At 70.5% G+C, this 22,003-nt stretch carries 15 protein-coding genes; 1 reads left to right on the forward strand and 14 read right to left on the reverse strand.

Going from position 1 to position 22,003, the window contains the following annotated elements:
* From WME97_RS17800 to WME97_RS17830, 7 genes are read right to left on the reverse strand one after another with little or no spacing between them, the layout of a single operon-like run.
* Positions 1 to 915, reverse strand: coding sequence for a hypothetical protein (locus tag WME97_RS17800; protein WP_437553196.1), 915 nt, complete (start codon positions 913 to 915; stop codon positions 1 to 3).
* 1 nt (position 916) lies between these two features.
* Positions 917 to 4,912, reverse strand: coding sequence for a DUF6531 domain-containing protein (locus tag WME97_RS17805; RefSeq protein ID WP_437553198.1), 3,996 nt, complete (start codon positions 4,910 to 4,912; stop codon positions 917 to 919).
* Positions 4,913 to 4,932: 20 nt separating this feature from the next.
* Positions 4,933 to 5,442 carry a hypothetical protein gene (locus WME97_RS17810; protein WP_437553200.1) on the reverse strand — a complete coding sequence of 170 codons (510 nt, stop codon included), beginning with the start codon at positions 5,440 to 5,442 and terminating at the stop codon, positions 4,933 to 4,935.
* Positions 5,439 to 7,622 carry a type VI secretion system Vgr family protein gene (locus tag WME97_RS17815; RefSeq protein ID WP_437553202.1) on the reverse strand — a complete coding sequence of 728 codons (2,184 nt, stop codon included), beginning with the start codon at positions 7,620 to 7,622 and terminating at the stop codon, positions 5,439 to 5,441. The genes WME97_RS17810 and WME97_RS17815 overlap by 4 nt, the downstream gene beginning before the upstream one ends.
* Entirely contained in the window at positions 7,619 to 9,820 is a 2,202-nt protein-coding gene (locus tag WME97_RS17820) for a type VI secretion system Vgr family protein (protein ID WP_437553203.1), read from the reverse strand. The genes WME97_RS17815 and WME97_RS17820 overlap by 4 nt, the downstream gene beginning before the upstream one ends.
* Positions 9,817 to 10,383, reverse strand: coding sequence for a hypothetical protein (locus WME97_RS17825; RefSeq protein ID WP_437553205.1), 567 nt, complete (start codon positions 10,381 to 10,383; stop codon positions 9,817 to 9,819). The genes WME97_RS17820 and WME97_RS17825 overlap by 4 nt, the downstream gene beginning before the upstream one ends.
* Complete coding sequence (locus WME97_RS17830) at positions 10,370 to 11,329, reverse strand: DUF2169 family type VI secretion system accessory protein (protein ID WP_437553207.1); 960 nt, start codon at positions 11,327 to 11,329, stop codon at positions 10,370 to 10,372. The genes WME97_RS17825 and WME97_RS17830 overlap by 14 nt, the downstream gene beginning before the upstream one ends.
* 184 nt (positions 11,330 to 11,513) lie before the next feature.
* Between WME97_RS17830 and WME97_RS17835 the strand changes: the two genes are divergently transcribed.
* On the forward strand, positions 11,514 to 12,449 hold the full coding sequence (locus tag WME97_RS17835; RefSeq protein ID WP_437553209.1) for a LysR family transcriptional regulator: 936 nt from the start codon (positions 11,514 to 11,516) through the stop codon (positions 12,447 to 12,449).
* A gap of 29 nt (positions 12,450 to 12,478) precedes the next feature.
* Here WME97_RS17835 and WME97_RS17840 read toward each other — a convergent pair whose 3' ends face one another.
* From WME97_RS17840 to WME97_RS17870, 7 genes are all read right to left on the reverse strand, one after another.
* Positions 12,479 to 13,816 (reverse strand): hypothetical protein, encoded by a 1,338-nt coding sequence (locus WME97_RS17840; protein ID WP_437553211.1) that lies wholly within the window; start codon positions 13,814 to 13,816, stop codon positions 12,479 to 12,481.
* Between the two features lie 356 nt (positions 13,817 to 14,172).
* Positions 14,173 to 14,601: a hypothetical protein gene (locus WME97_RS17845; protein ID WP_437553213.1), complete on the reverse strand. Its 429-nt coding sequence runs from the start codon at positions 14,599 to 14,601 to the stop codon at positions 14,173 to 14,175.
* A gap of 269 nt (positions 14,602 to 14,870) precedes the next feature.
* Complete coding sequence (locus WME97_RS17850) at positions 14,871 to 15,731, reverse strand: SDR family NAD(P)-dependent oxidoreductase (RefSeq protein WP_437553215.1); 861 nt, start codon at positions 15,729 to 15,731, stop codon at positions 14,871 to 14,873.
* A gap of 190 nt (positions 15,732 to 15,921) precedes the next feature.
* Positions 15,922 to 16,644 carry a hypothetical protein gene (locus WME97_RS17855; protein WP_437553217.1) on the reverse strand — a complete coding sequence of 241 codons (723 nt, stop codon included), beginning with the start codon at positions 16,642 to 16,644 and terminating at the stop codon, positions 15,922 to 15,924.
* Positions 16,645 to 16,651: 7 nt separating this feature from the next.
* Positions 16,652 to 17,740 carry a TRAFAC clade GTPase domain-containing protein gene (locus tag WME97_RS17860; protein ID WP_437553219.1) on the reverse strand — a complete coding sequence of 363 codons (1,089 nt, stop codon included), beginning with the start codon at positions 17,738 to 17,740 and terminating at the stop codon, positions 16,652 to 16,654.
* A 2-nt stretch (positions 17,741 to 17,742) separates the two neighbouring features.
* On the reverse strand, positions 17,743 to 19,248 hold the full coding sequence (locus tag WME97_RS17865; RefSeq protein ID WP_437553220.1) for a hypothetical protein: 1,506 nt from the start codon (positions 19,246 to 19,248) through the stop codon (positions 17,743 to 17,745).
* On the reverse strand, positions 19,248 to 21,989 hold the full coding sequence (locus WME97_RS17870) for a TonB-dependent receptor domain-containing protein (RefSeq protein WP_437553222.1): 2,742 nt from the start codon (positions 21,987 to 21,989) through the stop codon (positions 19,248 to 19,250). The genes WME97_RS17865 and WME97_RS17870 overlap by 1 nt, the downstream gene beginning before the upstream one ends.
* Positions 21,990 to 22,003 lie beyond the last annotated feature (14 nt).

Below are 22,003 nucleotides of genomic sequence, written 5' to 3' on the forward strand. Positions count from 1 at the left end.
TCAGCCCGAGCGCCTTCGTTCGGCCTTCGGGGGCCGCACGAGCAGCGCGTCCAGCGCGGGGCCGAGGCAACGCCATCCGTGCTTCTCCCGCCGCCAGAGCTTGCCGTCGCCGGTGAGGACGTAGCCGGTGGCGCCCAGCCGCCAGCTCGTCTGCCGATCCTCCTCGGCGAAGAGCTCTTCCTCGCGAAGATCGCGGTTGAGCCATGGCCGCAGGCTGTACAGGGGACCGAGGTGCTCGCCGGACGCGCCGCAATACACCCTGTACCGGTCCGGGTACCCCGCAGGGAAGGCGCCTTCCAGGCGTGCCGCGGAGACGCCGAGGCGCGACGGAGGCCAGATGCCCGCGTCGACGAGCGTGTGCCTCGCGAAGCCGGGCGCGATCAGCTCCGCGGCGAGCCGGAGAGCGGTCAAGCTGCCGCCGTTGAACGCTGCTCCGATCTGCTGGAGCGCGCTCTTCAGCAGCGGCTCCAGGTGCCTTTCGCGCGTCACGCGGCTCAGCGCCCACCAGTCGATCAACCGGAGCCATTCTGCGCTGCGAAAGCGTCGGTCCACCGACCGGAGCTCCTTGAGCGCGCGTCCGAGGGGAGACTTCGGCGCGATCGACGGCGCGAGCGACTGTACGTGCGCTCGGTACTCCCGGAACGTCCTCGGCCGCACCACACCATCCCATGGGACCCCGTCGGCCTCGTCCGCCGTGACCCTGTGTGGATGACCGAGCACCCGGCTCCCCTTCAGCATCACCTCACACTCGCGAGGTCCATACGTGAGGAACTGAACCTCGCAGGGAGGCCCGGAGAGCTCGCCGTCGGTGAAGAAGAAGTCCGGGAAGCCAAGCTGCTGGTAGAGCTCGATCTCCGGCGCGCGGCGCGCGGCGAGCTCGTTCATGAAGTCGACGGTGGGTCGCGGCAGGAGCATCTCAATGACCCTTGTGGGCGATGAGCCTCGCCAGAGCGGCTCTGACCTGTTCCATCCTCGCAGCCAGGGCCCTGTCGCTCGGGGTCCCTGTCGAGGCGCGCTGGATGCCCTCAGAGAGGTTCCGGAGCAGCTGCCATCGCCAGCCCGCGTCGGTCCTCAGCCTCTCCCTCGCGGTGTTGATCTCGGTCTGCACCGGTCCAGGTCTCCTCTCGGTGCCCGTGACACGCTCGAAGGTGACGTTGCCCCTGCCGTCGGTCCGGACTCCCAGCTCGACGCCCGGATTGTTGGTGTAGAAGTGCGTGCCTTTCCCGTCGTTCCAGTCCTGCGTACCGGGGGAGTGCGGCTGCCATGGGTCATACGCCAGACCCAGGGGATCTACCGTCTCGGTCGGCGCCCCGCCGAACGCCATCAGGTTCAACCCGCCATGGATGTTGATGGGATCCGGCGAGAGCCACCTTCCACACGCCGGCTCGAAGTACCTGAACCTCGTGGAGCAGAGGCCCGTCTCGTCGTCCGCGACCTGGCCGAGGAGCCGGAACGGGCTCTCCACGGGCAACGTGTGCGGGTCCCTCTCGACCGACACGACGTCGCCCCACGCGCCGTGATGGGCTCGCCAGGCCACGCGCCCGCGCTCATCCACGAGCTCCTTCGGCGTGCCGACCTGATCGACGACGACGCCGAAGACCATGCCCTGCTCGACCTGGAGCAGCGGCGTGAAGGTGCCGGGATCGTGGACGTGGATCCGGGATCGCGGCCCCTGCGCCGTGGCATGTCTCTCCTCGCACACGACGTCGCCGTCCCACAGGAAGTCGACCGACGCCTCCACCATCGCCCCTCCGCTCGCCCCGCCCTCGAGGGACGCGCGATCCCAGGGTGAAAGGACCGTCTTCCGGACCCGCCGGCCGAACGCGTCGTAGGTGAAGCGCACCCGCTTGCCGTCGGGGAGGACGACCTCCCTGAGGCGATCCCTGGTGTCCCAGCCGTAGATCGTCACCTCCTCGCCGCCGCCCGCGCCTCTCTCGATGCGCTGGATACGCCTGCCGCGACCGTCTACCCGATAGCGCGCGCCGCCCGCCGCTCTCAGCACGTTCCCCGGGCCGAGCGACCAGCGTTGCGCGACATCCGCTGATCCACCGCCGCGCACCGCGCCCACGAGGGAGCCCGTGGGGTCGTACTCGAACGCCTCGCGCAACCTGCTGCTCGCCGCCTCCAGCAGCTGATCCGCGCGATCGTAGCGGTACGTCGTGGTGGTGCCGCCCGGCCCGTCGGGCCCGTCGCTCACCGACGTCAGGCGGCCCGCCGTGTCATAGCCATACCGCCGCCTCACGACCAGGCTCGCGGCGCCCGCCGCTTCCGTGGAGATCACCTGCTGCTGCACGAGCCGCCCCAGGGCGTCGTGGTCTTGCTCCAGTCGAAAGGCGCCGAAGTCGCGGCGCCGCTCCCGGCCCTCCCCGTCGCGCTGGATGGATACAGCTCGTCCTTCGTGCGTGATCCCCACGAGCAGATCGTCGTCGTCATAGCGGTACTCCGTCCGCTCGCCTCCCGGCGCGACGCGCGCCGTGCGCCGGCCGCATGCGTCGACTTCGTAGCGGATGGTGCGCCCGTCCTGGCGCTCGGCGACGACCTGCCCCAGGCTGTCACGCTCGATCTCCGTCACCACCTTCGCCGTGGCGTCGGCGCAGACCGCACGGACGATCCGCCCGAGCGCGTCGCGCTCGAACGTGATCTGGACGTCGGCCCCGCGGTCCTCCACGACGTTCCCGAGCTTGTCGTAGGCGAGCTCGCGCCATTCGCCGTCGGGATAGTCGATCCGCGCGACCCGCCCCCCACGATCGTGGCGGTACGTGATCAGCCGTCCATCGAAGGTCCGCTCCGACACCACGCGATCGGCGCGGTCGTACTCCAGGCGATAGCGCTCGAGCAGCGCGTTGATGATCTCGATCGGCCGCTCGTCCGCGTCGTGCAGGAGGGCGACCACCTGCCCGTCCGGCGGGACGATCCTCGCCAGGTGCCCTGTTCCGCTGTACTCGAAGCGGGTCGTCCTGCCCGCTGCGTCGGTCGTGCTTGTGACGTTTCCCACCGGATCGTAGCTCGCCGTCAGGCGCGTGCCGTCGGCCCGCACAAGGGCGAGCACCTGGCCGAGCCGATCGTGCTCGGTGCGCGTGACATGGCCCGACGCCTCGACCCGCGCCACGGGCCTGCCGAGCGCGTCGTGGTGGTGCCAGGTCGTCTCGCCGCGCCCCGAGGTCTCCGACGCGAGGTTCCCGTGCTCATCGTAGGTGAACGTCGCGAGCGTGCCGTTCGGACCGAAGGCGCCGACGACGCGCCCGTCCGTGTCGCGCGTCAGGCTGAAGGACGCGCCCGTCGGGAGCGTGACGCTCATCAGCGCGCCATGCGCGTCGTACCGGTAGCGCATCTCGCGGCCCGCGGCGTCGATCCGCCGCACAGGCGCGTCGGCCTCGATCTCCCACGCCGTGGCGTTGCCCGCCGGGTCGGTCTCCTTCACGAGGTTCCCGCGCGCGTCGTGCTCGTACGTCATCGCCTCGCCGGCGGCGTTGCCCCGGCGGATGAGGAGCCCATCGCCATCGAGCTCGCGCTCCGACGCCCAGCCGCCGTCGAACGTCTCCTCGCGCACCACGATGCCGTCTTTCACGTGATATCGCCGCGCGCGGCTCGTGCCGTGGGTCCGCGCCTCGCCCGCGTCGTCGTCGGTCACCAGGCGGACGTCGTGGAGGCCCCCGTCGCCCCAGGTCCGCACGCACCGGCCGGTCTCCTCGTCGTACTCGTAGCGGAACGAGATCCCGTTCCGCGCCGTCGTCTTCACCATGCGGTGCAGACCGTCGTAGTCCCATCGCTTGACGTGCGAGAGCGCATTGGTGTGGGAGGCGAGCGTCCCCTCGACATGATAGTCGTAATCGAACCAGGTCTGGAGCGCAGGCGCCCCGTCGCTCCCCGGGGCGCGCGCCCAGACCTCGACGCGGACCACGCGGCCTTTCTCGTTGCTCATCACGCGGACGTCGCGGCCGCAGCTGCCGGCGATGCGCACGAGCGAGCTCCCGCGGTACTCGAGCTCGATCCGGTGCTGGTACGGATCGGTGATCGCGGCGAGCGCGAAGCGGCCGTTCGGCAGCGCGCTGAACTCCCGGACGAGCCGGTCTTTCAGGCTCCGGACCTGGTAGCGCTTGCCCACGGCGCGGAGCTCCAGGCGCCGGCCCCGGTGGAAGCTGACCCCGTCCGGCGGCGGGACGGCGAAGTCGACAGGCAGCCCCTCCTCGTCGTGGAGCCAGATCACCCGCTCGCTCGGCTGTATCCACTGCTCGAAGGAGTGCACCCAACCGCCCTTGCCGAGCGCCGTCGTCCTCCTGTGGTAGCCCGACGAGTACGTCCTCCGCCACACCAGCTCGATCGGTCCGGGCAGCCTCAGGTCCGTGCCCTCGTCGACGACGAAGCCGGTGCCGACGTCGATCGGATCACCGACGTTCGTCTGGTTGGCGCGCTCGGGGTGGAACGCGCGATAGTACTCCTCGTTGACCCTGTGCGCGTGGGCTGTCGACTTCGACGCTCGGGCCAGATCGACCTTGTTGAGCAGGGGAACGACCATCTGAGCGATGCTCTGCTCGGCGGTCAGCACGTTCATGTTCACGAGATCGCCTGTCCCGCACACGTTCTTGCCGGCCGCCTTCACGACCATCGAGCCGGTCTTCATGACGGCGATCTTCGTGTCGGCGTGCGTCACGAGGTCGCCGCCGGCGGTCTTCGACGGCGCGTTCGCGGGCGGGTCGACGCTCATCTGGCTGCCCTCGACCAGCGCCTGCGTGTCCCAGATCCAGTAGCTGGAGTTGTGCTCTGTCCCGGTCTTGTTGGCGCTGCGCGCCGTGTACAGGAACGGCGTCGGCACGGGGGGCGCCGGCGGGCTGACCGGGCTGATGGCGCCGGGCGCGACAGCGCCGTGGCCGCTCTTCTTGGTGGCGATCTCCTTCTTGCCGACGCTGCTCATCGTCGCTCCGGCGGCCCCGCCTACGGGATCTCCACGTGCGCGCTCGCCAGCCGCACCTCGCGGGGGGCGTCCACGGTCACGGCGTCGGCCGACAGCCTCACCCGGCCCTCGGCCAGGAGCTCCAGCTTCGACTTGCCCGCCTTGAGCACGAGCCTCCGCGGCGCTTCCAGGACGATCTCCTCCGCCCTGCGCTCCCTCGTCTGGAGCGCGCCGAAGATCACCGCGTCGTCGCCGACCATCCCCACGAGGACGATGCCCTGCTCGGCGAGGCACCTGTCGGCGAGCTCGAGATCCACCTCGGGCAGCACCCCGACCTCGCGCGGCTCTCCGCCGAAGAGCGAGGCCTCGTACCGCCCCTCCGCGAGCTTCCTGAGCAGCTTCGCGAAATGGGCTCCTCCGCCGAGCGGCGCCGTCGCCTCCGCGCGGCGGCCGAGCTTCACCACCTTGCCCGGCCCGGCCTTGCGCGCGGCGCCCTTGTTCGGCGCAGGCCGCGCGCTCGCGCCCTGGTTCATGGTCCTTGTCGCCCTCATTTGACCTCCTCCCTCGTCGTCACGACGCTCGTCGAATCGCCCTTGAGCTTTCCCTTCACCGTGATCGACGCCGGCGTGATCGTGACCGTGACGCCGCCCGCCTTGAGCACGATCCTCGACTTCGCCTTGAAGGACACGTCGGCTCCCTTGGCCCGGATGGCCCCGCCCGCCTTGAGCTTCACGATGGGAGCCCCCACCGTGAAATCCGCGCCGGCGTGCGCCTTGTACAGCCCCGCGTAGGTCTCCGAGAGCACCGACGCGTTGATCGACACGCTCCTCGCGCTCACCGAGAGGGGCCCGCCGGCGGTCAGCGTGCTGGCGCCGAGCACGCCGGTGGACGCCGTGATGCCGCCGATCTCCGTCCACGTGCCGCCCACGGCGATGGTCGAGGCGCCGGTCACGTGGCGGTTCGTCCCCTGGATCGCGACGACGTTCTCCGCGGCCCCGACGATGCGGCTGACGGTGGCCGCCTTCATCTCGTAATCGCCCCCCACCGTGAGCTTCCGCGTCGCGCCCACGCTGACGCTCTCGCTCGCGGCGAAGATCCCGAGCGCGCCCGTCGTCGTCACGTCGCGATTGCCACCCACCGAGTACGTCTGGGCAGATTTCACCGCTGTCACTTGCTGCAAGGTCACCGTGCTCGTGTGATTGCCCCCGACGACGTTCTCCTCGTCGGCCGTCACGCTGACGACCTTGTCGTTCTCGGTCCTCTCGTTCGCGTCCTTCGACGCCGCGAAGTGCATCCCCTCGTTGCCCGCGGCGTCGTCGAACCGGATCTGGTTCTGCTTCCCGCTCCCCCCGGTGCTCTGGGTCCCCCAGTTCGACCGCACCTTCTGCTTCGGCAGGCTCTCGGCGGGGGGCGCCTGCCCGTTGTCGAGGCGCCCGAGCGACAGCGGGGCATCCCCCGTCGGCGCAGGATCGTTCATGAACCCGACAAGCACCTCCCAGCCGACCCGCGGCAGGAAGAACCCACCGCTCAAGGGCGGCTGCATCGGCCGGACCCACGCGCTCGCCGTGTCGTCGTCCGGTGAGAGGCGATCCCAGCGGAAGCGCGCCTTGACCCGCCCCTGCGGGTCGGTGTGGATCTCCGCGCCGGGAGGCCCCATGATCGTCATCGTCTGGAGCCCGCCCAGCCCCTTCGCCGGCTGCCGCCTGGGCCGCACGGGTCGCGCCGCGGGGACCGCGGTGAACTCGGCCTCATAACGCAGATCGCCCGGGCCGTTCGCGGCGAAGTCGCGCCCCTTGTGTCGCACCTCCAGGACGCGAAAGCGCCCGTTCTCATCGTCCCGCGGGGCGCCCTCGAGCTCCACGATGTACCCCACAGCGACATGCCGGCAGGTCGTGCGCGCCCGGAGGATCACGCCTTCGGTCTGCTCCTCCTCCAGGAGGAGCCGCGCCCGCGAGGCGCCTCCCTCCGGCGAGCGATGGTGTCCAGGGTACGCGAAGCGCTGAAAGCGCTGCCCACCCACCGACGCGGCCTGATCGACAGCGGGATGATCGGGATCGTAGTCTGAGATCGCCACGCCGTCGTGTGTCACGCGGTGCAGCAGCCGCAGATCCGTGACCACCTCGCCCGTCGTCAGCCCGCCGTCGTGCGCCACCGTGACGCGCGCGCCGCCCGGGAGATCGTGGCAGGCCGAGTCGTCCTGGCCGAACACCACCACGTCTTCCGACTCCTGGTGCTCGACCCACAGCGATATCCCGTCCTCGGCAAGGATCCGCCGCACGAACGCGAGCACGGACTCGAAGGCCTGGACGCACTGGACCCGCGGCTCGGGTCGGGTCGCCACGCGGATGTCGAGGGCGAGGCCTGCCTCGCGCAGCAGCTCCTCGGCGATGGCGACAGAGTCCTTCTCCAGGAAGATACGGTGATCCGATCCGTCCTCGAGCGGCATGAGGCGCGGAACGATCGTCAGCAGCGCGCCTTGCCCCGAGCTCTCGATGACGTCGACGACCCCGTGAAACCTCCGCGGGACGTCGCGCAGCGCGTCCTTCGGCGTGATCTCCAGCGTCGCCTTCTTGCCGAGCAGCTCGTCGGGGACGAGCGCCTCGTCCCGCCCTGGAGCGACGCGCGCGAGGACACGCACGCTGCCGCCGACATGCGTCCGCTCGTGGGCATCGAACGACTGGACCGAGAGCGGCGGGGCCCCCTCGATGGTCAGATCGAACGCGGCCCTCACGGCCCCACCTTGACCTTGTCGTTCTTCTTGACCGTCGGCGCGTCGAGCTTGACGGTGGACGTCGACTTCATCGCCCCTGCGAGCTTCATCGTGCTCCCCCCCTTCGCGGTGAGCGTCGCAGCCTTGACGGAGATCGTGCTCGCCTCGAACACGACCTTGCCGCCGCCCTCGATCGACAGGACACCGCCCGCCTGGAGGGTCGCCCGGGCGCCCGCGTTGAAGGCCACCTTGGCGTCCGCGCTCTCGTTCGCCGCCCCGGCGGTGACGCTCTTTCGACCCATGGTCCCGTCGGCGTACGCGAGACCGGCCGTGAAGCTGCGGGCGCCGCTCACGACCTCGGTCCGCGCGCCCGCCACCGACTGGTTGCTCCCGAGCCCCGCCGTGGTCGAGAGCGCCGCGCCGATGACCTGCGTGAACGCCCCCTGGATCTTCGCGTTGTACTCGTTGCAGCGCAGGCTGTAGAGGGCGCCTATCAGCTCGACGTAAGCGCCATCGACGGTCGTCTTGTAGGTGCCCGTCACGCCGATGTTCTCGCTGCCGCCGATGCTCTCCGAGCGCGCCCCCTTGACGACGATGTTCCCGTCGGCGCCCACGACGATGGACTGGTTGCCCCCGATCGTCGTCGTCTGGGTGCCGTCGACGAGGAGCTGTTGCCCTTTTTGCACGGTGTCCAGCCGGTTCGCCCCGACCTCGATCGCGTGAGCGCCGCCGACAGATACCGTCTGATCCCTCGTCGCGTGGACGAAGGTCTGCTCGCTCCCCCCGTCGTCGCCCATCCGGATCTCCTGCGTCGTCCCGTCGCTCGGCGAGGTGGCCGATTGCAGCGTGCTCGTCGCGCGCCGGTCGGGCAGCCCGTAGGGCGGCGCGGCCCCGCCGTTGTAGACGCGCCCGAGGACGAAGGGCCGGTCCGGATCGCCGTTCTCGTAGATGACCGGGACCTCCCATCCGACGCGGGGCAGCATCTGCGGCGTCGTGAGGTTCATCTGAAGCGCTCGGACCCAGCGTGAGCTCTTGTCGTCGCCCAGGCCCGAGCGATCCCAGAAGAAGCGCACCTTGATGCGACCGAGATCGTCGACGTGGATCTCGTCCCCCGCAGGGCCGGTGACGATCGCGCTCTCGATTCCTGCCACGATCGGCCGTGAGCGCGGTATCCCGGGCCGGTGCGGCGCGTCCGGGGCGAAGGGGACGAGGGTGGCGCGATTGCGGTACGGCGTGCCCCGGGGCTGCTCCCGTGAGGCTTGCTCGAGCTCGTGCTCCACCGCGGTGATCAGGAACCTGCCCGAGAAGCAGGCGTCCGCGGCGCCGGTGATCTGCACGACCCGTCCGGCGCGGAGGCGCGCATTGCCGCTCTCGCCCACGAGCGTCGAGCGATGGCGGCGGAGCTGCTCGAGGCGGACCTTGGCCCGCGCGGTCGCCGCCGTCGGCATCATGAGGTTCGAGGGATACTCGAAGACCTCGAGCGCGCCTTCGCCTGCCTCGCCGTCCACGGGCACGCCGGGGTTCTGCACGTTGATGTCGCGCAGGCTCGCCCTGGTCGAGGCGATGGACCAGCTTCGCCGCAGGGCATGGAAGGCGAACGCCATCGAGCTCATGCCGCTCGCGTCCTCGAACGGCACGATGGGGCTCGGCCCTTCGATCCCTTCATGGGAGCTCGGGTGATCGCCGAAGACGAGGAGCGGAGCGTCGTCCTCTCGATCGAGCCAGTGGTTGATGCCTTCGTCGGCGAGCAGGCGCGCGATGAACGCCCACTCGCTCTCTCCGTACTGCACCGTGTAGTCTCGCTTCGCGTACTGTCCAGCGAGGCGCCACTTCACCTGGGCGGCGGGGATGCCCGCGCGGAGCAGGAGCTCGGCCACGATCTCCTGGGTGGTCTTGTCCTGGAAGATCGCGTGGCTCACGCGCAGGGCGAGGCGCTCGGCCGCGGGCCCGAGCGTGATGTGATAGCGGTCGCTGCCGCGGAAGTGGCCGCCGTGGGAGGCCTCGAGCGCGATCAGGTGGAACGTCGTCGTGTGTCCGCTCGCGTCGGCCAGCCCGAGGGTCGCGTCCTTGTCGACGAGCGCCGCCGGGTCGAGGTGCGGGTCGGGGTGCAGGATATCGACGACGAAGGCGCCGAGCTCGTTCATGGCTTCACGCCCGCGGACCCGCACGATCTCCGCGCCCTCGAGCCCATCGAGCCGGAGCTCTGCCTGGTTGATCACGGGCGCTCCTCCGGCGGTGGGAAGACGAACGGAGACACGGTGAGCGCGGGCAGGGGCGCGAGCGGGCCCGACATCGCCGCTTCGGCCAGGGCGACGATCTCGGGCTCGGCCTCGACCAGCCGCCCGCGCCAGAGGCGCGCGAGGCGCAGCTCGTCACCCCGGGTGAGCCCCGCGCGGCGGGCGAGCTCGCCCGGATCGTCGGCCTCGAGCGCGTGGCGTTGAAACGTCATCCAGGCGCCGAACTCCCGGTCGAGCGGGTCGACGGCCCGCGCCCAGAGCGAGAGCGCTCGGCCGATGACGTCCTCGTACAGCGCGTCGAAGCCGCCGTCCTCGCCCCCGAGCGCGTCGGCCACACGTTCGCTCCAGAGCTCCTCGGCCCGCGCGAACGCTCGTCGCGGCACGCCGAGCCATTCCAGCACCGCGGGGACGGGGAGCCCGTCGAGCTGCGCCGCTTCCACGACGAGGTAGTGCGCGATGGAGACCCCCTCGATGGGAGCGCGGAGCGCTCCGGGGATCCGCCCGTCGGCGGGCAGGGAGAGCAGGAGGGCGTCACGCGTCGACATCGAGCCGCGCCTCCCGGAGCATCGTGTCGCCCCTGCCGAGCGGGACGACGCGCCGGAACGTGAGCTCGACGCGCGCCGTGTCGGGCTCGAGGACGGCCGTGTCGAGCGCGAGGGGCAGGGACACCGCCCGCCCCGTCGCCCGGCGGAGGTGCGCGACGATCGCGAGCTCGGGAATGGTCACGTCGAACAGCCCCTCGGGACACAGCCCGTGGGTGGCGATGACGTCGCCCGCCGTGAGCGGCCGATCCAGCTGCAAAGCGGGATGAGCGACCTGATAGAAGCGTCGATCGAAGTCGAGCGGCGGCAGCGGCATGCGCTCGCGCTGCCAGGCCGCGTCCATCGTCCCCGACAGCGCGCGCCGCGGCAGCCACCACATCGCGATGGCGCCGAATCCGGCCGGAGGCGTCGCGTCCGTTCCCGTGACGGGGTGAGCGGGATCCTCGACGCACGGGGCCGGGGATCCATCGAGCTCCGAGGTCGATCTGTGGGCGCCGCGCCCCACGGGGTTGTGCCACTCCACGACGGTGCCGTCCTTCGATGTCCCTCCGTACGCACGCTCGTAGGTGATCGCGGCGCGCTCGAACGGCGCTGCCGGGGAGATCTTGATGCCGAGGCCGCTCTTGTAGAAGACCCGCTCGCCGTGCACGGTGAGCGACATCGCGCGGCCCGGCGCGCGAACGGCGACGTCGAGGCTGCTGACGGCCTTCGAGGAGACCGCGCTGCCGACGATCACGACGTCTGCCCCCGGCTTCTCGCAGCAGACGTCGCTGGGATAGCGAATGCTCGACTCACGGCCGTCCCGGACGGCCGCCTCGTCCGTCGGCACGTCGTTCAGGCGAAGGGGAGCCTGCTCGTCCAGGAGCACGAGCGTGGGACCGCGCCTGGCGAAGGTGGCCTTGGCCAGAAGGATGACGACGTCGACACCCCGCTCATCGTGCAGGGGCACGGCCAGAGCAGCATAGGGTGTGGCGTTCGCAAACATTCCGCGCCTCCTCGGAACGTATCGGAACGCAGGGCATGGCATCAAGAATCGAGAGAATGAATCCAGCTCGGCCAATGGCTGGATCGAGCCATCCGGGGCGCATCAGTCCGCGCGAGGGAACGTCACTTGTGCTATTTCAGCACAGATCATGATCTCGCTCGCCGCGATAGAGCTGCTCGTCGCCACTGTCGAGACCGGTAGCTTCTCGCGCGCCGCGCGCCGGCTCGGCGTCACGCCGTCCGCGGTGAGCCGGCGCGTGATGCGCCTCGAGCAGGAGCTCGGCGTGGCGCTCCTGGCGCGCACGACGCGATCGCTCCGCCTGACGGACGACGGGCAGGCCTTCTACGCGCGCTGCGTCCGCATCGTCGAGGAGCTAGGGGAGGCGACCGAGGCGATCGCGCGCGCGAGCAAGAAGCCGGTGGGGCTCCTGCGCGTCGACGCGCCGGTGGCGCTCGGACGGGGCGTGATCGCGCCGGGCCTGCCGCGCTTCGCGGCGCGCTACCCCGACGTGCGGGTCAACCTGACGCTGCGCGATCAGCACGTCGACCCCGTGGCCGAGGGGCTCGACCTGCTCGTGCGCATCGGCCCGCTCGGCGACTCGAGCCTCGTCGCGCGCCGGCTCGGCGCGAGCCGCATCGTCCACTGCGCGGCGCCGTCCTACATTGCGCGGCGCGGCGCGCCCGCGACGCCGGCCGATCTCTCGGGCCACGACTGCGTCGGGTACCTGCGCGACGGGCGGCCCACAGCGTTCCGCTTCCTGACCGGAGACGGCGACGCCGTGCTCGAGGTGCCCATCTCCGGGCCGTTCCACGCGAACGACGTGGATGTCCTGAGGCACCTCGCGATCGCCGGGAGCGGGATCATCGCGATGTTCGACTTCCTGGCGAAGGACGCGCTGGCCGAGGGGACGCTCGTGACCGTGCTCGACGAGTTCCCGACGACGACCTGGCCGATTCACGCGCTGTACCCGAAGAACCGGCACCTCTTGCCGAAGGTGCGCGTGTTTGTCGATTTTCTCGCGGAGATCTTCGCTCCACCCTCGCCCCAGCGCCGGGGAGAGCGCCGGCGGAGCGGGCGACGTTGAGCGCCCCCTCGCGGGGGCCGTCAGCGCTGTCAGAACTGGTAGAGCCCGCCCGCCTCGACGCCAAAGCCCGTGCGGTCGGCGTCATGCTGCGCTGCGGCCGCCGGATCGAGCTTGTGGCGCGTGAGCAACAGGGAAGGCTCGAGCACGATCGAGAGCCCCTTCATGGGCGCGAAGGCATACCCCGCGCGCAGGGTCACGTTGCGCTCGATGCCGGGACCATTGGCGCCCACGCGCGCGGGAGCGGTGGCCGGCGTGCCGCCCGCCGCGGGGGTTCCGGGCGTGTAGCCGAGCTGCATCTCGTCGGTGCTGAGCACCATCGCGGTCCCGGCGACGAGGTGCAAAGAGTGCTTGTCGAACGTGACCTTCCCCGACACCCAGCCGCCCACCTCGGCGACGTCGTCCGTGCGATAGCCCTGCCCGAGCGTCAGGAGGCCCAGGTTGGCGAGGTTCTTCCCGCCGTACGCTTCGGCCCGCACGTTCAGAGAACCGCTCGTGATCTCGCCGAACAGGTTGCCGCCGAGCGCCAGCCGCCCCTCTTCGGTCGGCAGGTTCGCGTCGAAGGCGAGCCGCGTGCCGATCACCGAGGCGCCCACCCACGCGGTCTTCTCGGCGCGATAGCTCGCGCGCAGCGAGACGGTCGGCGTGCGCGAGTACTCGACGTTGTTGAGGATGGCCGTGACGTTCTGGCTGACCAGACCGAGCGCGGCGCCCACCTCGACGCTGCCGACGTTCGCCAGGTAGATGAACTGGTGGCGCATGAAGCCCGAGTTTCCGGACTGAAACATCCCACCCACGAGGTTGTACGTGTGCGTGTTCAGCGGCGAGAACAGATCCCAGGTCTGGCCGAGCGTGAGCTTGTGCCCCTCGGCGGGAGTCCAATCCAGGAACGCCTGACGCACGCGAAGGCTCATCCCCTGGGCGGGAGAGGACTTGCCGAAATCGATGAAATCGAGCTCGACCTGCCCCTTCACGGGCGAGCCCTCCCCGACGGCCACGCCAACACGCGTCTGCTGCGCCTGAAAGGTGAGGCCCACGGCGTCCGGATCGGCGAGGAACAGCGGGTTCACCGCGGCCGTCGGGGCGGAGTAGTTCGGGTTGCCGAAGGACTCAAGGCCGTTCCCCACGACGACCGTGGGCTTGAGGATCCCGTAGACACGCACGAGAGGCTTGTCATCGGCCTTCTTCTGCTCGACCGGCGGAGGAGGAGGAGCAGGAGGGGGCGCCTCCACGGGCGTCGGCGCGGCCGCGCCGGGCGCAGCCTGCTGAGCCGGCTCCGCCGGCTGCGCGTTGCTCGTGGCCGGCGCAGCGATCCCGGCCAGCGAGAGAGAGACGACAAGGGTTGCGCTGGGCGTCTTCCAAGTGCTCATGATCAATCTCCTACGGCGGTGAATCGGACACGCGGGTTCACGTTCCGACATCCACGAGGGCCGCATCGGCGCCGCCGTCGACCACGCCACTTGTCATGTTGGTGTTCACGTGGGTCTCCCGAGAGCATGGTCCGCGCAAAGCGATTTCAATACGCCGACAATCTTATCGTGGGCTGTGAATGGCGGGACACCCTACTACCGAATCCGTCGGGCTGCCAAAAAATATGCCCCAAATTAACGGGGATCCCCGCGGCGAGCGCTCGACGCGGTGGCGCGCGCTGGAGCGCGTGGACGCCGACAGATAAAGATCAATCCGGATCGTAACTTCCCGCCAGCCGTGGGGGCCAACCCGAGGACTAGACCGTGCCCTCCGGCGCGCGCTGGCGGAGCGCGTCCTCCAGCGCGCGCTCGAACACCGCGCGCGACGGATGGACGGTCAGCTTCCGGATGGCGGTATTCGCGATCTGAACCCCGAAGATGACCACCCTGGATTGGAGCAGGAAGTGAGCTCCCTCGACCGCATGGAGGACGGAAATCGTCGCCGCGGTCAGCCGCGTGCGCGTCACGTGCTCGTAATCGGTCATCGCCTCCCAGTCATTGAAGACCAGCACTCGGCCCTCCGCGGCGACCCGCCGCAACATCACCTCCTCGATCGCCGCGGCGCCCGCCTCCACCAGCACGCCGGTGACACACGTGACGATCAGCGCCGGCGCGGGACACCAGATCTTTACCGTGCCCTCGCTGCACCAGTGGGTCTGAAGCGAGCGGGCAGGGAGCGGGACCATACAGCTGGCGGGTAGACTGGGCCGCGGGCGACCCTTCGTCGAGGACCTCGTCGCACGATCTGCATCCAGAGGAGGAGCAGCGCAACGGGCCAGGATCTCTGCGCTGTTGTGTTGTGAGGGGCCCGACCATCACGCGAAGTGAAACATTCAATTCGGGCGGCCGAAAAGAACCTGTGCAGTTCTCCTGTTACAGCGACGGATCTTTATGCTGCCCGGGGCCGAGCCCCGCCCCGCCTGCGGGCGGCGCGCGCTCCGGGCAGCCTGCCCCTTCAGGGCTTCGCGGCGCCCGCCATGAACGCGGCGAACGCCTCGGCGTACTCTGGATGCCAGCGCGACAGCGCAGGTCGGTTCCGGATCAGGTCGTCGGCCGCCCACTGCACGCGGCGCTCGTCCATCTCGCGCGTCACCGCGTTGTCGGGACAGAGCAGATAGAAGTCGCCGCGGGCCATGCCGCCGATCATCAGATCCACCACCTGATCGGCGGTCCATGCCTCCGCGGGCTTCTCCGGGCCTCGCGCGGTCATCCCGGTGAACGTGTAGCCCGGGATCAGCAGGTGGGCGGTGATCTTGCAGCCCGCCACGTTGCGCAGCTCGTGGGCGAGCTGCTCTGTCAGCACCTTCACGCCGGCCTTCGAGACGTTGTAGGCAGCGTCGCCGGGCGGGGTGGTGATGCCCTGCTTCGAGCCCGTGTTGACGATGGCGCAGGGGGTGCCCTGCGCGATCATCGCCTCGGTGAACGCCTGCACGCCGTGGATCACGCCCCACAGATTGACCTCGATGAGCCGCCGCCAGCGGTCGATGTCCTTCCACGGCTTGCCGCCGCCGCCGACTCCGGCGTTGTTCATCAGGACCGCCACCTCGCCGAACGCGTCGTAGGCGGCCTGCTTCAACCGATGCACGTCCTCGAGCCTGGCGACGTCGGTCGGCACCGCGCGCACGTCGGCCTGGCCGCCGGGCGCGGCGGCGGCGACGCGGGCGGCGGCCTCGTGAAGCGCCGGTCCGTCGAGGTCGGCGAGACAGACCTTCAGGCCCATGCGCGCGAAGCGCTCGGCGGCCGCGAGGCCGATGCCGCTGGCGGCGCCGGTCACAACGGCGGCGCGGCCAGGTGTCAATGCGGGATGGTCATTCACAGCAGATCTCCGTCATGCGTTGATGGCGCGCCGCATCTGGCGCGGCGATCGGGGCGAGCATAGTGGGCGCCGGCGCGTCGAGCCACGATCCTCCGGCGTGAAGTGGCCACCTCCACGGATGGCTTGCATGTCACCGCAGCCGCTCCTACCATGCGCGCTGGCTGACAGGCGCGCGCGCCGCGAGGCCGCCTCAGCCCGCCACCCATCCGATCATCAGTCGACTGACGGCGAGGATCACCAGCAGGCTGACCGCGAAGCAGCCGAGTCCCGGGCGCTTGCCGCTATCGCCTGCTCCCGCCACCTTCACGCCCACCGCGCCCGGAGGATCCGGGCACTTTTTTTTTACGGTGGGCACCCGCTTCCACCGCGCGGGCGCGGCCTCGCCTTCGAGCAGCGCCACCGGGGGCGTGCGCTTCACGATCGCCATCGCGCGCGCCGCCCGGCTCTCCGGAGCACCCCGCCTGGACGCGCGGATCGCCGCCTCGGGCAGCCCGAACACCTCGCCGGAGCCGTACGTCCCCGCGAGGCCCTCGAGCACGCGAAGGTGCCAGTCGGCGGGGATCGCCCCGGGCAGCGCCTCGATCGCCGCCTCCGGGATCGGCGGGAACCACACGGCGAAGTGCTGGACCTGCCTTCCGGTCCAGTCCTTCCGCGCCGGATCGAGGAACCGCGTCGCCACGTAGGGAAACACGAGAGGGCCTCTCAGCCCGGGCTCGTCGATCTCGAGCAGGCCATAACGGAGCTCTCCGGCGCTCGCGTCGGCGTCGCCGATCATGGCGTCGAGCGCCGTGAGCCAGGCGGGGAGCGCCGGGTGCTCGGGCACGCAGATGAACTCGTAATCCCAGTGCTCGCCGCGCGTCCTCCAGAGGAGGCGCGAGGTCTCGACGACGGGCGCTGGCGCGGGCGCGAGCATGGCTGTCCTACTGGTTCTGGTGGTAGGCCCGCGCCCCCTCGTCGTTGCGCAGGGCCGCGGCCATCGCGCTCAGGACCGCCGTGAACGCGTCGCCCCTCCGGATCGCGCCCTCGCGGGTCTTCTGGAGCCTGTCGAGCCGCGTTGTCGCGAAGTCCTTGATCGAGACGAACCGCAGGATCTTGCTCACGATCTGGTATCGCTTCGGGAGGAAGTCGTCGAGCGAGTCGACGAACGTGACCAGATCGCGCAGGCCCTGGAAGAACGTCTCTCCGGCCGACCTCTCCTTCCGCGTGGCCTGCGCCTCGCGGACCGCGCCCTCGACGGTGCTGACGAGGACCGCGGGCGCGAGCGTGCGCACGCCGAGCGAGGTGCCCGGGTCGACCGGCGCGTCGGCGTCGGCCGGCGCGGCGACCGACGAGAGCAGCATGAAGCGGTGGCCGAACGCGCGCTCGGCGCGGAGCACGGCGCAGAGCTTCGCGAGCTGATCGTCGGCGTCGCGGCAGACCTCGCGCTCGAAGTCGCTCGCGCTGTACTCCGGGGGGAACAGGTCGGCCTTGCTGAGGGCGAGGATCCACTCGCGCGGGAAGCTCACCTCGTCCCCCGTGGCGGCGCTCGTCCGGCGCAGCCGGTCGCACTCGTCGGCGAAGTGCTCGAAGAGCCACCGGATGTAGCCGGTCCCCTCGCTCCGGTACTTCGCGCCGTCCGCAAGGAGGATGCCGACGTGGCTCATGCCGAGCTTGAGCAGGCCCTGGCGCATCGCCTCCCGCTCTTCCGCGTCGATCGGCTCGTCTTCCCACCAGCGCCCGGGGTAGTCGTACCAGTGGATGCGGACCGCCGCGTCCGGCAGGTCCCTCGGAAAGAAGTCGAACTCGTACGCGTCGAAGCGCGTGCTGCCGTCCGGGAACCTGCCCTCTTCGAGGCGGTAGAAGCGCCCGAGGAGCTGGTTGCCCTGCGCCTTGTTGACCGCCTGGATCTTGTACGCGTGCTCGAGCTGAAACGAGGGCTGCGTCTGCGCCCGGTAGAAGGCCGCCAGGAGGACCGTCTTGCCTGCGCCGGAGGCGCCGAACAGGGCGACGTGCAGATCGAGCGGCGGCATGACTACTCCTTCTCCCGCACCTCGACCTCCATCTGCTTCACGCTCGATCCGCCCCGCGTGTCGTGGACGACCGCCCACAGCGACACGCGCCCCGGCTTCGAGGGCGGCGTCCAGGTGGTCCCGTGGCGCTCGCCGGGGCCCGTCACCGCGTCGCTCACGAGGCGCCTCGCCCCGTCGAATCCGCCCCCGTCCGTGTAGTAGTCGACCCAGATCGCCTCGTGCGCGGGCGGCCCTCCGAGCGCCGTGGCCTCCACGTCCACGTCGGCGGCGTCGGACGGCACGATCACGTCGATGTCGTAGGTCGTGCAGTCGTCGGCGTCCGGCTCTGCCGGGCCGCATCCCTGGGCCTTCGTTTCCGGCTGGATGCACGGTTCCACGACGGGCAGGCCGCTCTCGCCGAGCGCGACCTCCTTGTCGTCCAGCTTCAGCGTGAAGCCGTCGATGGGCGGGTTCGTGTTGGCTCGTTGATCCGAATCCTGGAAGACAAACACCTGCGTGTAGCCCACGACGAAGCTGTCCGGACCGAGCACCTTCCCGTCCTCGTCGACGCACTCCAGTGGAATCCCCGTGACGTCTGCCAGCGCCGCGGACGGGTCAGCGCCTGTCAGAACCGCCGTCAGCGCCGCGGACAGCGCCGGAGTCGGCCGCATCTTGCCGGCGCACACGGCGAACAACACGTAGGCCGACGAGTACTTCGTTCCGGCCGCCGTGGTTCCTGCGTCCTCCCGCCTGAGGATGTCGCCGGACAGCGTCCACGTAAACGACGCTGCGTTGGGCTTGCCGCTCAGCTCCGATTCGAGCTCCTGGCGCTTGAAGAGAGCGGTCTGCTCCTCCTGTCCGCCATTGCCGCCGCCGCCGTCGGCGCTGCCGCCGTTGCCGCCGCCGCCGTCGGCGCTGCCGCCGCCATTGGCGCTGCCGCCGTTGCCGCCGCCGCCGTCGTTGGCACCGCCGCCGCCATCGTTGGCGCTGCCGCCGTTGCCGTCGGCGCTGCCGCCGTTGCCACCGCCGCCGTCGGCGCCGCCGCCATCATTGGCGCTGCCGCCGTTACCGCCGCCGCCATCGTTGGCGCTGCCGCCGTTACCGCCGCCGCCGTCGGCGCTGCCGCCGTTGCCGCCGCCGCCGTTACCGCTGCTGCCGCTGCCGCTGCCGGCACCTTCTCCTCCCCGCGGCGGGGCCATTGCCGCCATGTAGGTGCCTATCCACTGCCCGAGGCACCCGATCTGCGCGTCTATCCCGACAGGCGGGTTCACGCAGCCCCCGATCCACGTGACCTCGACGTTCCGCGGGTTGCCGTCGGCGTCGCCCAGCGCGTCGGCGTACGTCATCTGGAACGTCACGGGCGTGCCCCGCGCCGGGTACGGCTTGTCCGCCGTCACGGCCAGGACGCGGAGCCCCTCCACCTCGGACGACGGAGCCAGGTCGCTCCCCGAGCAGCAGGGGATGCCGAGGGCCAGGGTCGAGAGCGCGGCGAGCAGCGCGCGGCGCGCGGGCAGTCGGGTCCGTTTCATCAGAAGTCTCCTCGCAGCCCGAGCGTGGGCAGGAAGGGGAGCCCCGTCACGTACTCCCGCTTCGTGAAGTTGAAGTTGTAGCTGATGCCCTCCGCGGCCTGGTGGTTGTAGACGTTCTGCACATCCAGGTAGAGCCCGAGCTGCCACCTCTTGAATCGCCACGTCTTGTCGACGCGGACGTCGAGCTGATGGAACAGCGGCATCCGCTCGCTGTAGTCGCCCCCGAGCGGGAAGGGCGAGTACTTGCCCGAGGAAGCATGGTAGATCGCGTTCACCCGGTTCGGATCACACCCCTTCTGCTCCGGATCGCAGACATAGGGTGTCTCCAGGTTGCCCGACACGAGGCGGAAGCGCGCGCCGACCTCCCAGCCCCGGCCGAGCTGCAGGTTCCCGAGCACGGTCAGCACGTGCGTCTGGTCCCATGGCGTGGGGTGCTCCTCCTCCCCGGGGCCGTCCGTGCGCACCGACCGCGAGAGGGTGTAGGCCGCCCAGCCGAAGAAGCGATCGTCTGGCTTGTACTTCAGGAGCACCTCGCCGCCCACCGCGTACCCGGTGCCGTCGTTGGCATATCCGTCCTTCTCGGCCGAGAAGATGACCTGCCGATCGAGCTGCTTGTAGAACCCGTCCACCGTCACGTCGATCTGCGGCGTGATCTCCTGCTCCACCCCGAGGCCGTAGTGGATGGATCGGTTCGACTTGATATCCGGGTTTCCGAACGGCTCGACGCTCTCCTGGAACTGGGGCGCCTGGTAGTAGAGGCCCACGCCGCCCTTGGCCGTCGTCCTCGGGAAGCCGCTCCGGATGTCGTAGCGCGCGTTGATCCGCGGGCTCACGTCGAGGGTGTGCGTGTCGAGCGCGTAGTCGACGCGCACCCCGGGGACGATCCGCGCGCGCGGCGAGGGGACCACCTCGAACTCGGCGTAGGCGGCGGGCCGGGAGTACGGGCCGTCGAACGACTGGTCCTGCGCGGGGAGCGTCGAGAACGGCTGGTTCGACGGGTGGCCTGCGGGCTGCCTCGTCGGCGCGTGGAGGTTGACCGTCGCGATGCCGCTCGTCAGGTCGGTTCCGACGTTCATCGTGAGGAACCTGGCGAACCGGTGCGAGTACTCCAGCCGCAGGTCGAGCGAGGCCGTGGTGACGTTGAAGGCGAAGGGCGCGATCCCGAAGTCGAAGACGTCCCTGCCGAGCGCCAGCGACCAGAGGATCCTGTCCCGGTTCCCCAGGCGGTTCTCGTAGCTGACCTGGAAGCGCTGGAAGGCGGTGTGCAGCCCGAAGTCGCCCGTCAGCGCCGGCTCGTCCTCCGGCGGCTTGTCCAGGGTGATCTTGAAGGCGTCGTCCGAGCCGTAGAAGCTCGCGCGCACGCGCTCGCTGGCGGAGGGGCGGCCCTCGAGGACGAACTGGTAGTCGTAGTAGACGGGCGCCTGCGTCACGCTGGAGCCCGCCTCCTTGAGCACGGGCCCGAGCCACGCGTCGACCCAGCTCCGCCGGCCCGCCGCGATGAACTTCCAGTCCTTGAGGTACGGGACGGGCCCCTCGAGGAGCACGCGCCCGTCGATGAGATCGAGCTGGACGACGCCGTGGTACTTGCCGTCCTGCTTCGGCGAGCGGAGCCCGACGTCGACGATGCCGCCCATGGCGCGGCCGTACACGGCGCTGAAATTGCCCGGGTAGAAGTCGATCTTCTCGAGCATCTCGGTCGGCACGACCGAGGAGAGGCCGCCGAAGTGGTAGATGATCGGCACCGGGGTGCGATCGATGAACGTGAGCGTGTCCTGCGGCGCGGACCCGCGCACGATGAGCAGCCCGAACCCGCTGCGCGCGACGCCGGGCAGGCTCTGCAGCGAGCGCAGCGCGTCGCCGCCGGTCCCCGGGATGCGGTCGATCTCGCGGCGCTCGAGCGTCCTCCGGGTCACCTCGCGCGGCGGGCGCTCGCCCTGCACGGTCACCTCGATGCCCTGCGCCGCGCCGTCCTTGGGCTTCGCGAGCGAGATGCGGTAGCGCACCTCGATCGCCTCGCCCTCCGCGATGTCCTCCTCGGCCGTGAACGGCTCGAACCCCGCGGCGGCGACCTCGACGCGGTACTTGCCGGGAGGGAGGTTCTTGAAGCGGAACTTGCCGCGCTGGTCGGTCTTCACGTCCTCGCGGCCGCCGTCGGGCCGGAGGAGGCTGACCGCGATGTCCGGGAGCCCCTCGCCGGTGCTCGCGGACAGGACGGTCCCGACGACCGTCTCGACGTCGGCGGGCGGCGCCTGCGCCGCCGTGCCTTCGGGCTTGGGGGTGAGCGTGAACCCGTACCGGTAGAGGATGCGCGCCGGCGCCGGCGTGCCGTCCGGGCGCCGCGCCGGCTCGAACACGAGGCCGGGCGCGGCCGCGAGCGCGGCCTCGTCGAAGCCGTGTCCGCCCGGCGTCTGGACCTCGGCCTTGGTGACGCGCCCGGTCTTGTCGATGTCGAGCTTGAGGATGACGCTCCCCTCGACGCCGGCCCGCTGGGCCTCGACCGGATACACCGGCGGGGCGTACGTGATCAGCTTCGGCGGGCTGACGGCGGCGGGCTGCGCCGGCTGGGCCGTGCCCGGCAGGGGGACGACGACCGCGCCGGCTCCGCCGCGAGGAACGGAGGCCCCGCCCACGTCTCCCTCGATCGGAGGCTCGGGCGGAGGCTCGTCGGCGGGCTGCGCGCGCGCTGCGCTGGTGGTCACCGCGACCGCGAGCAGCAGCGCTTCCGAGACAGCGAGGCGCATCGCAGAGGGCGCTT

The organism is Sorangium sp. So ce367, assembly GCF_051520455.1.
GTDB lineage: Bacteria > Myxococcota_A > Polyangia > Polyangiales > Polyangiaceae > Sorangium > Sorangium cellulosum_B.

What these genes read in the sequence shown, in the direction of transcription:
- WME97_RS17865 (WP_437553220.1), bottom strand. Translation starts at nt 19,248, where the DNA reads ATGAAACGGACCCGACTGCCCGCGCGCCGCGCGCTGCTCGCCGCGCTC.
- WME97_RS17855 (WP_437553217.1), bottom strand. Translation starts at nt 16,644, where the DNA reads ATGCTCGCGCCCGCGCCAGCGCCCGTCGTCGAGACCTCGCGCCTCCTC.
- WME97_RS17805 (WP_437553198.1), bottom strand. Translation starts at nt 4,912, where the DNA reads ATGAGCAGCGTCGGCAAGAAGGAGATCGCCACCAAGAAGAGCGGCCAC.
- WME97_RS17840 (WP_437553211.1), bottom strand. Translation starts at nt 13,816, where the DNA reads ATGAGCACTTGGAAGACGCCCAGCGCAACCCTTGTCGTCTCTCTCTCG.
- WME97_RS17810 (WP_437553200.1), bottom strand. Translation starts at nt 5,442, where the DNA reads ATGAGGGCGACAAGGACCATGAACCAGGGCGCGAGCGCGCGGCCTGCG.
- WME97_RS17800 (WP_437553196.1), bottom strand. Translation starts at nt 915, where the DNA reads ATGCTCCTGCCGCGACCCACCGTCGACTTCATGAACGAGCTCGCCGCG.
- WME97_RS17870 (WP_437553222.1), bottom strand. Translation starts at nt 21,989, where the DNA reads ATGCGCCTCGCTGTCTCGGAAGCGCTGCTGCTCGCGGTCGCGGTGACC.
- WME97_RS17835 (WP_437553209.1), top strand. Translation starts at nt 11,514, where the DNA reads ATGATCTCGCTCGCCGCGATAGAGCTGCTCGTCGCCACTGTCGAGACC.
- WME97_RS17825 (WP_437553205.1), bottom strand. Translation starts at nt 10,383, where the DNA reads ATGTCGACGCGTGACGCCCTCCTGCTCTCCCTGCCCGCCGACGGGCGG.
- WME97_RS17860 (WP_437553219.1), bottom strand. Translation starts at nt 17,740, where the DNA reads ATGCCGCCGCTCGATCTGCACGTCGCCCTGTTCGGCGCCTCCGGCGCA.
- WME97_RS17845 (WP_437553213.1), bottom strand. Translation starts at nt 14,601, where the DNA reads ATGGTCCCGCTCCCTGCCCGCTCGCTTCAGACCCACTGGTGCAGCGAG.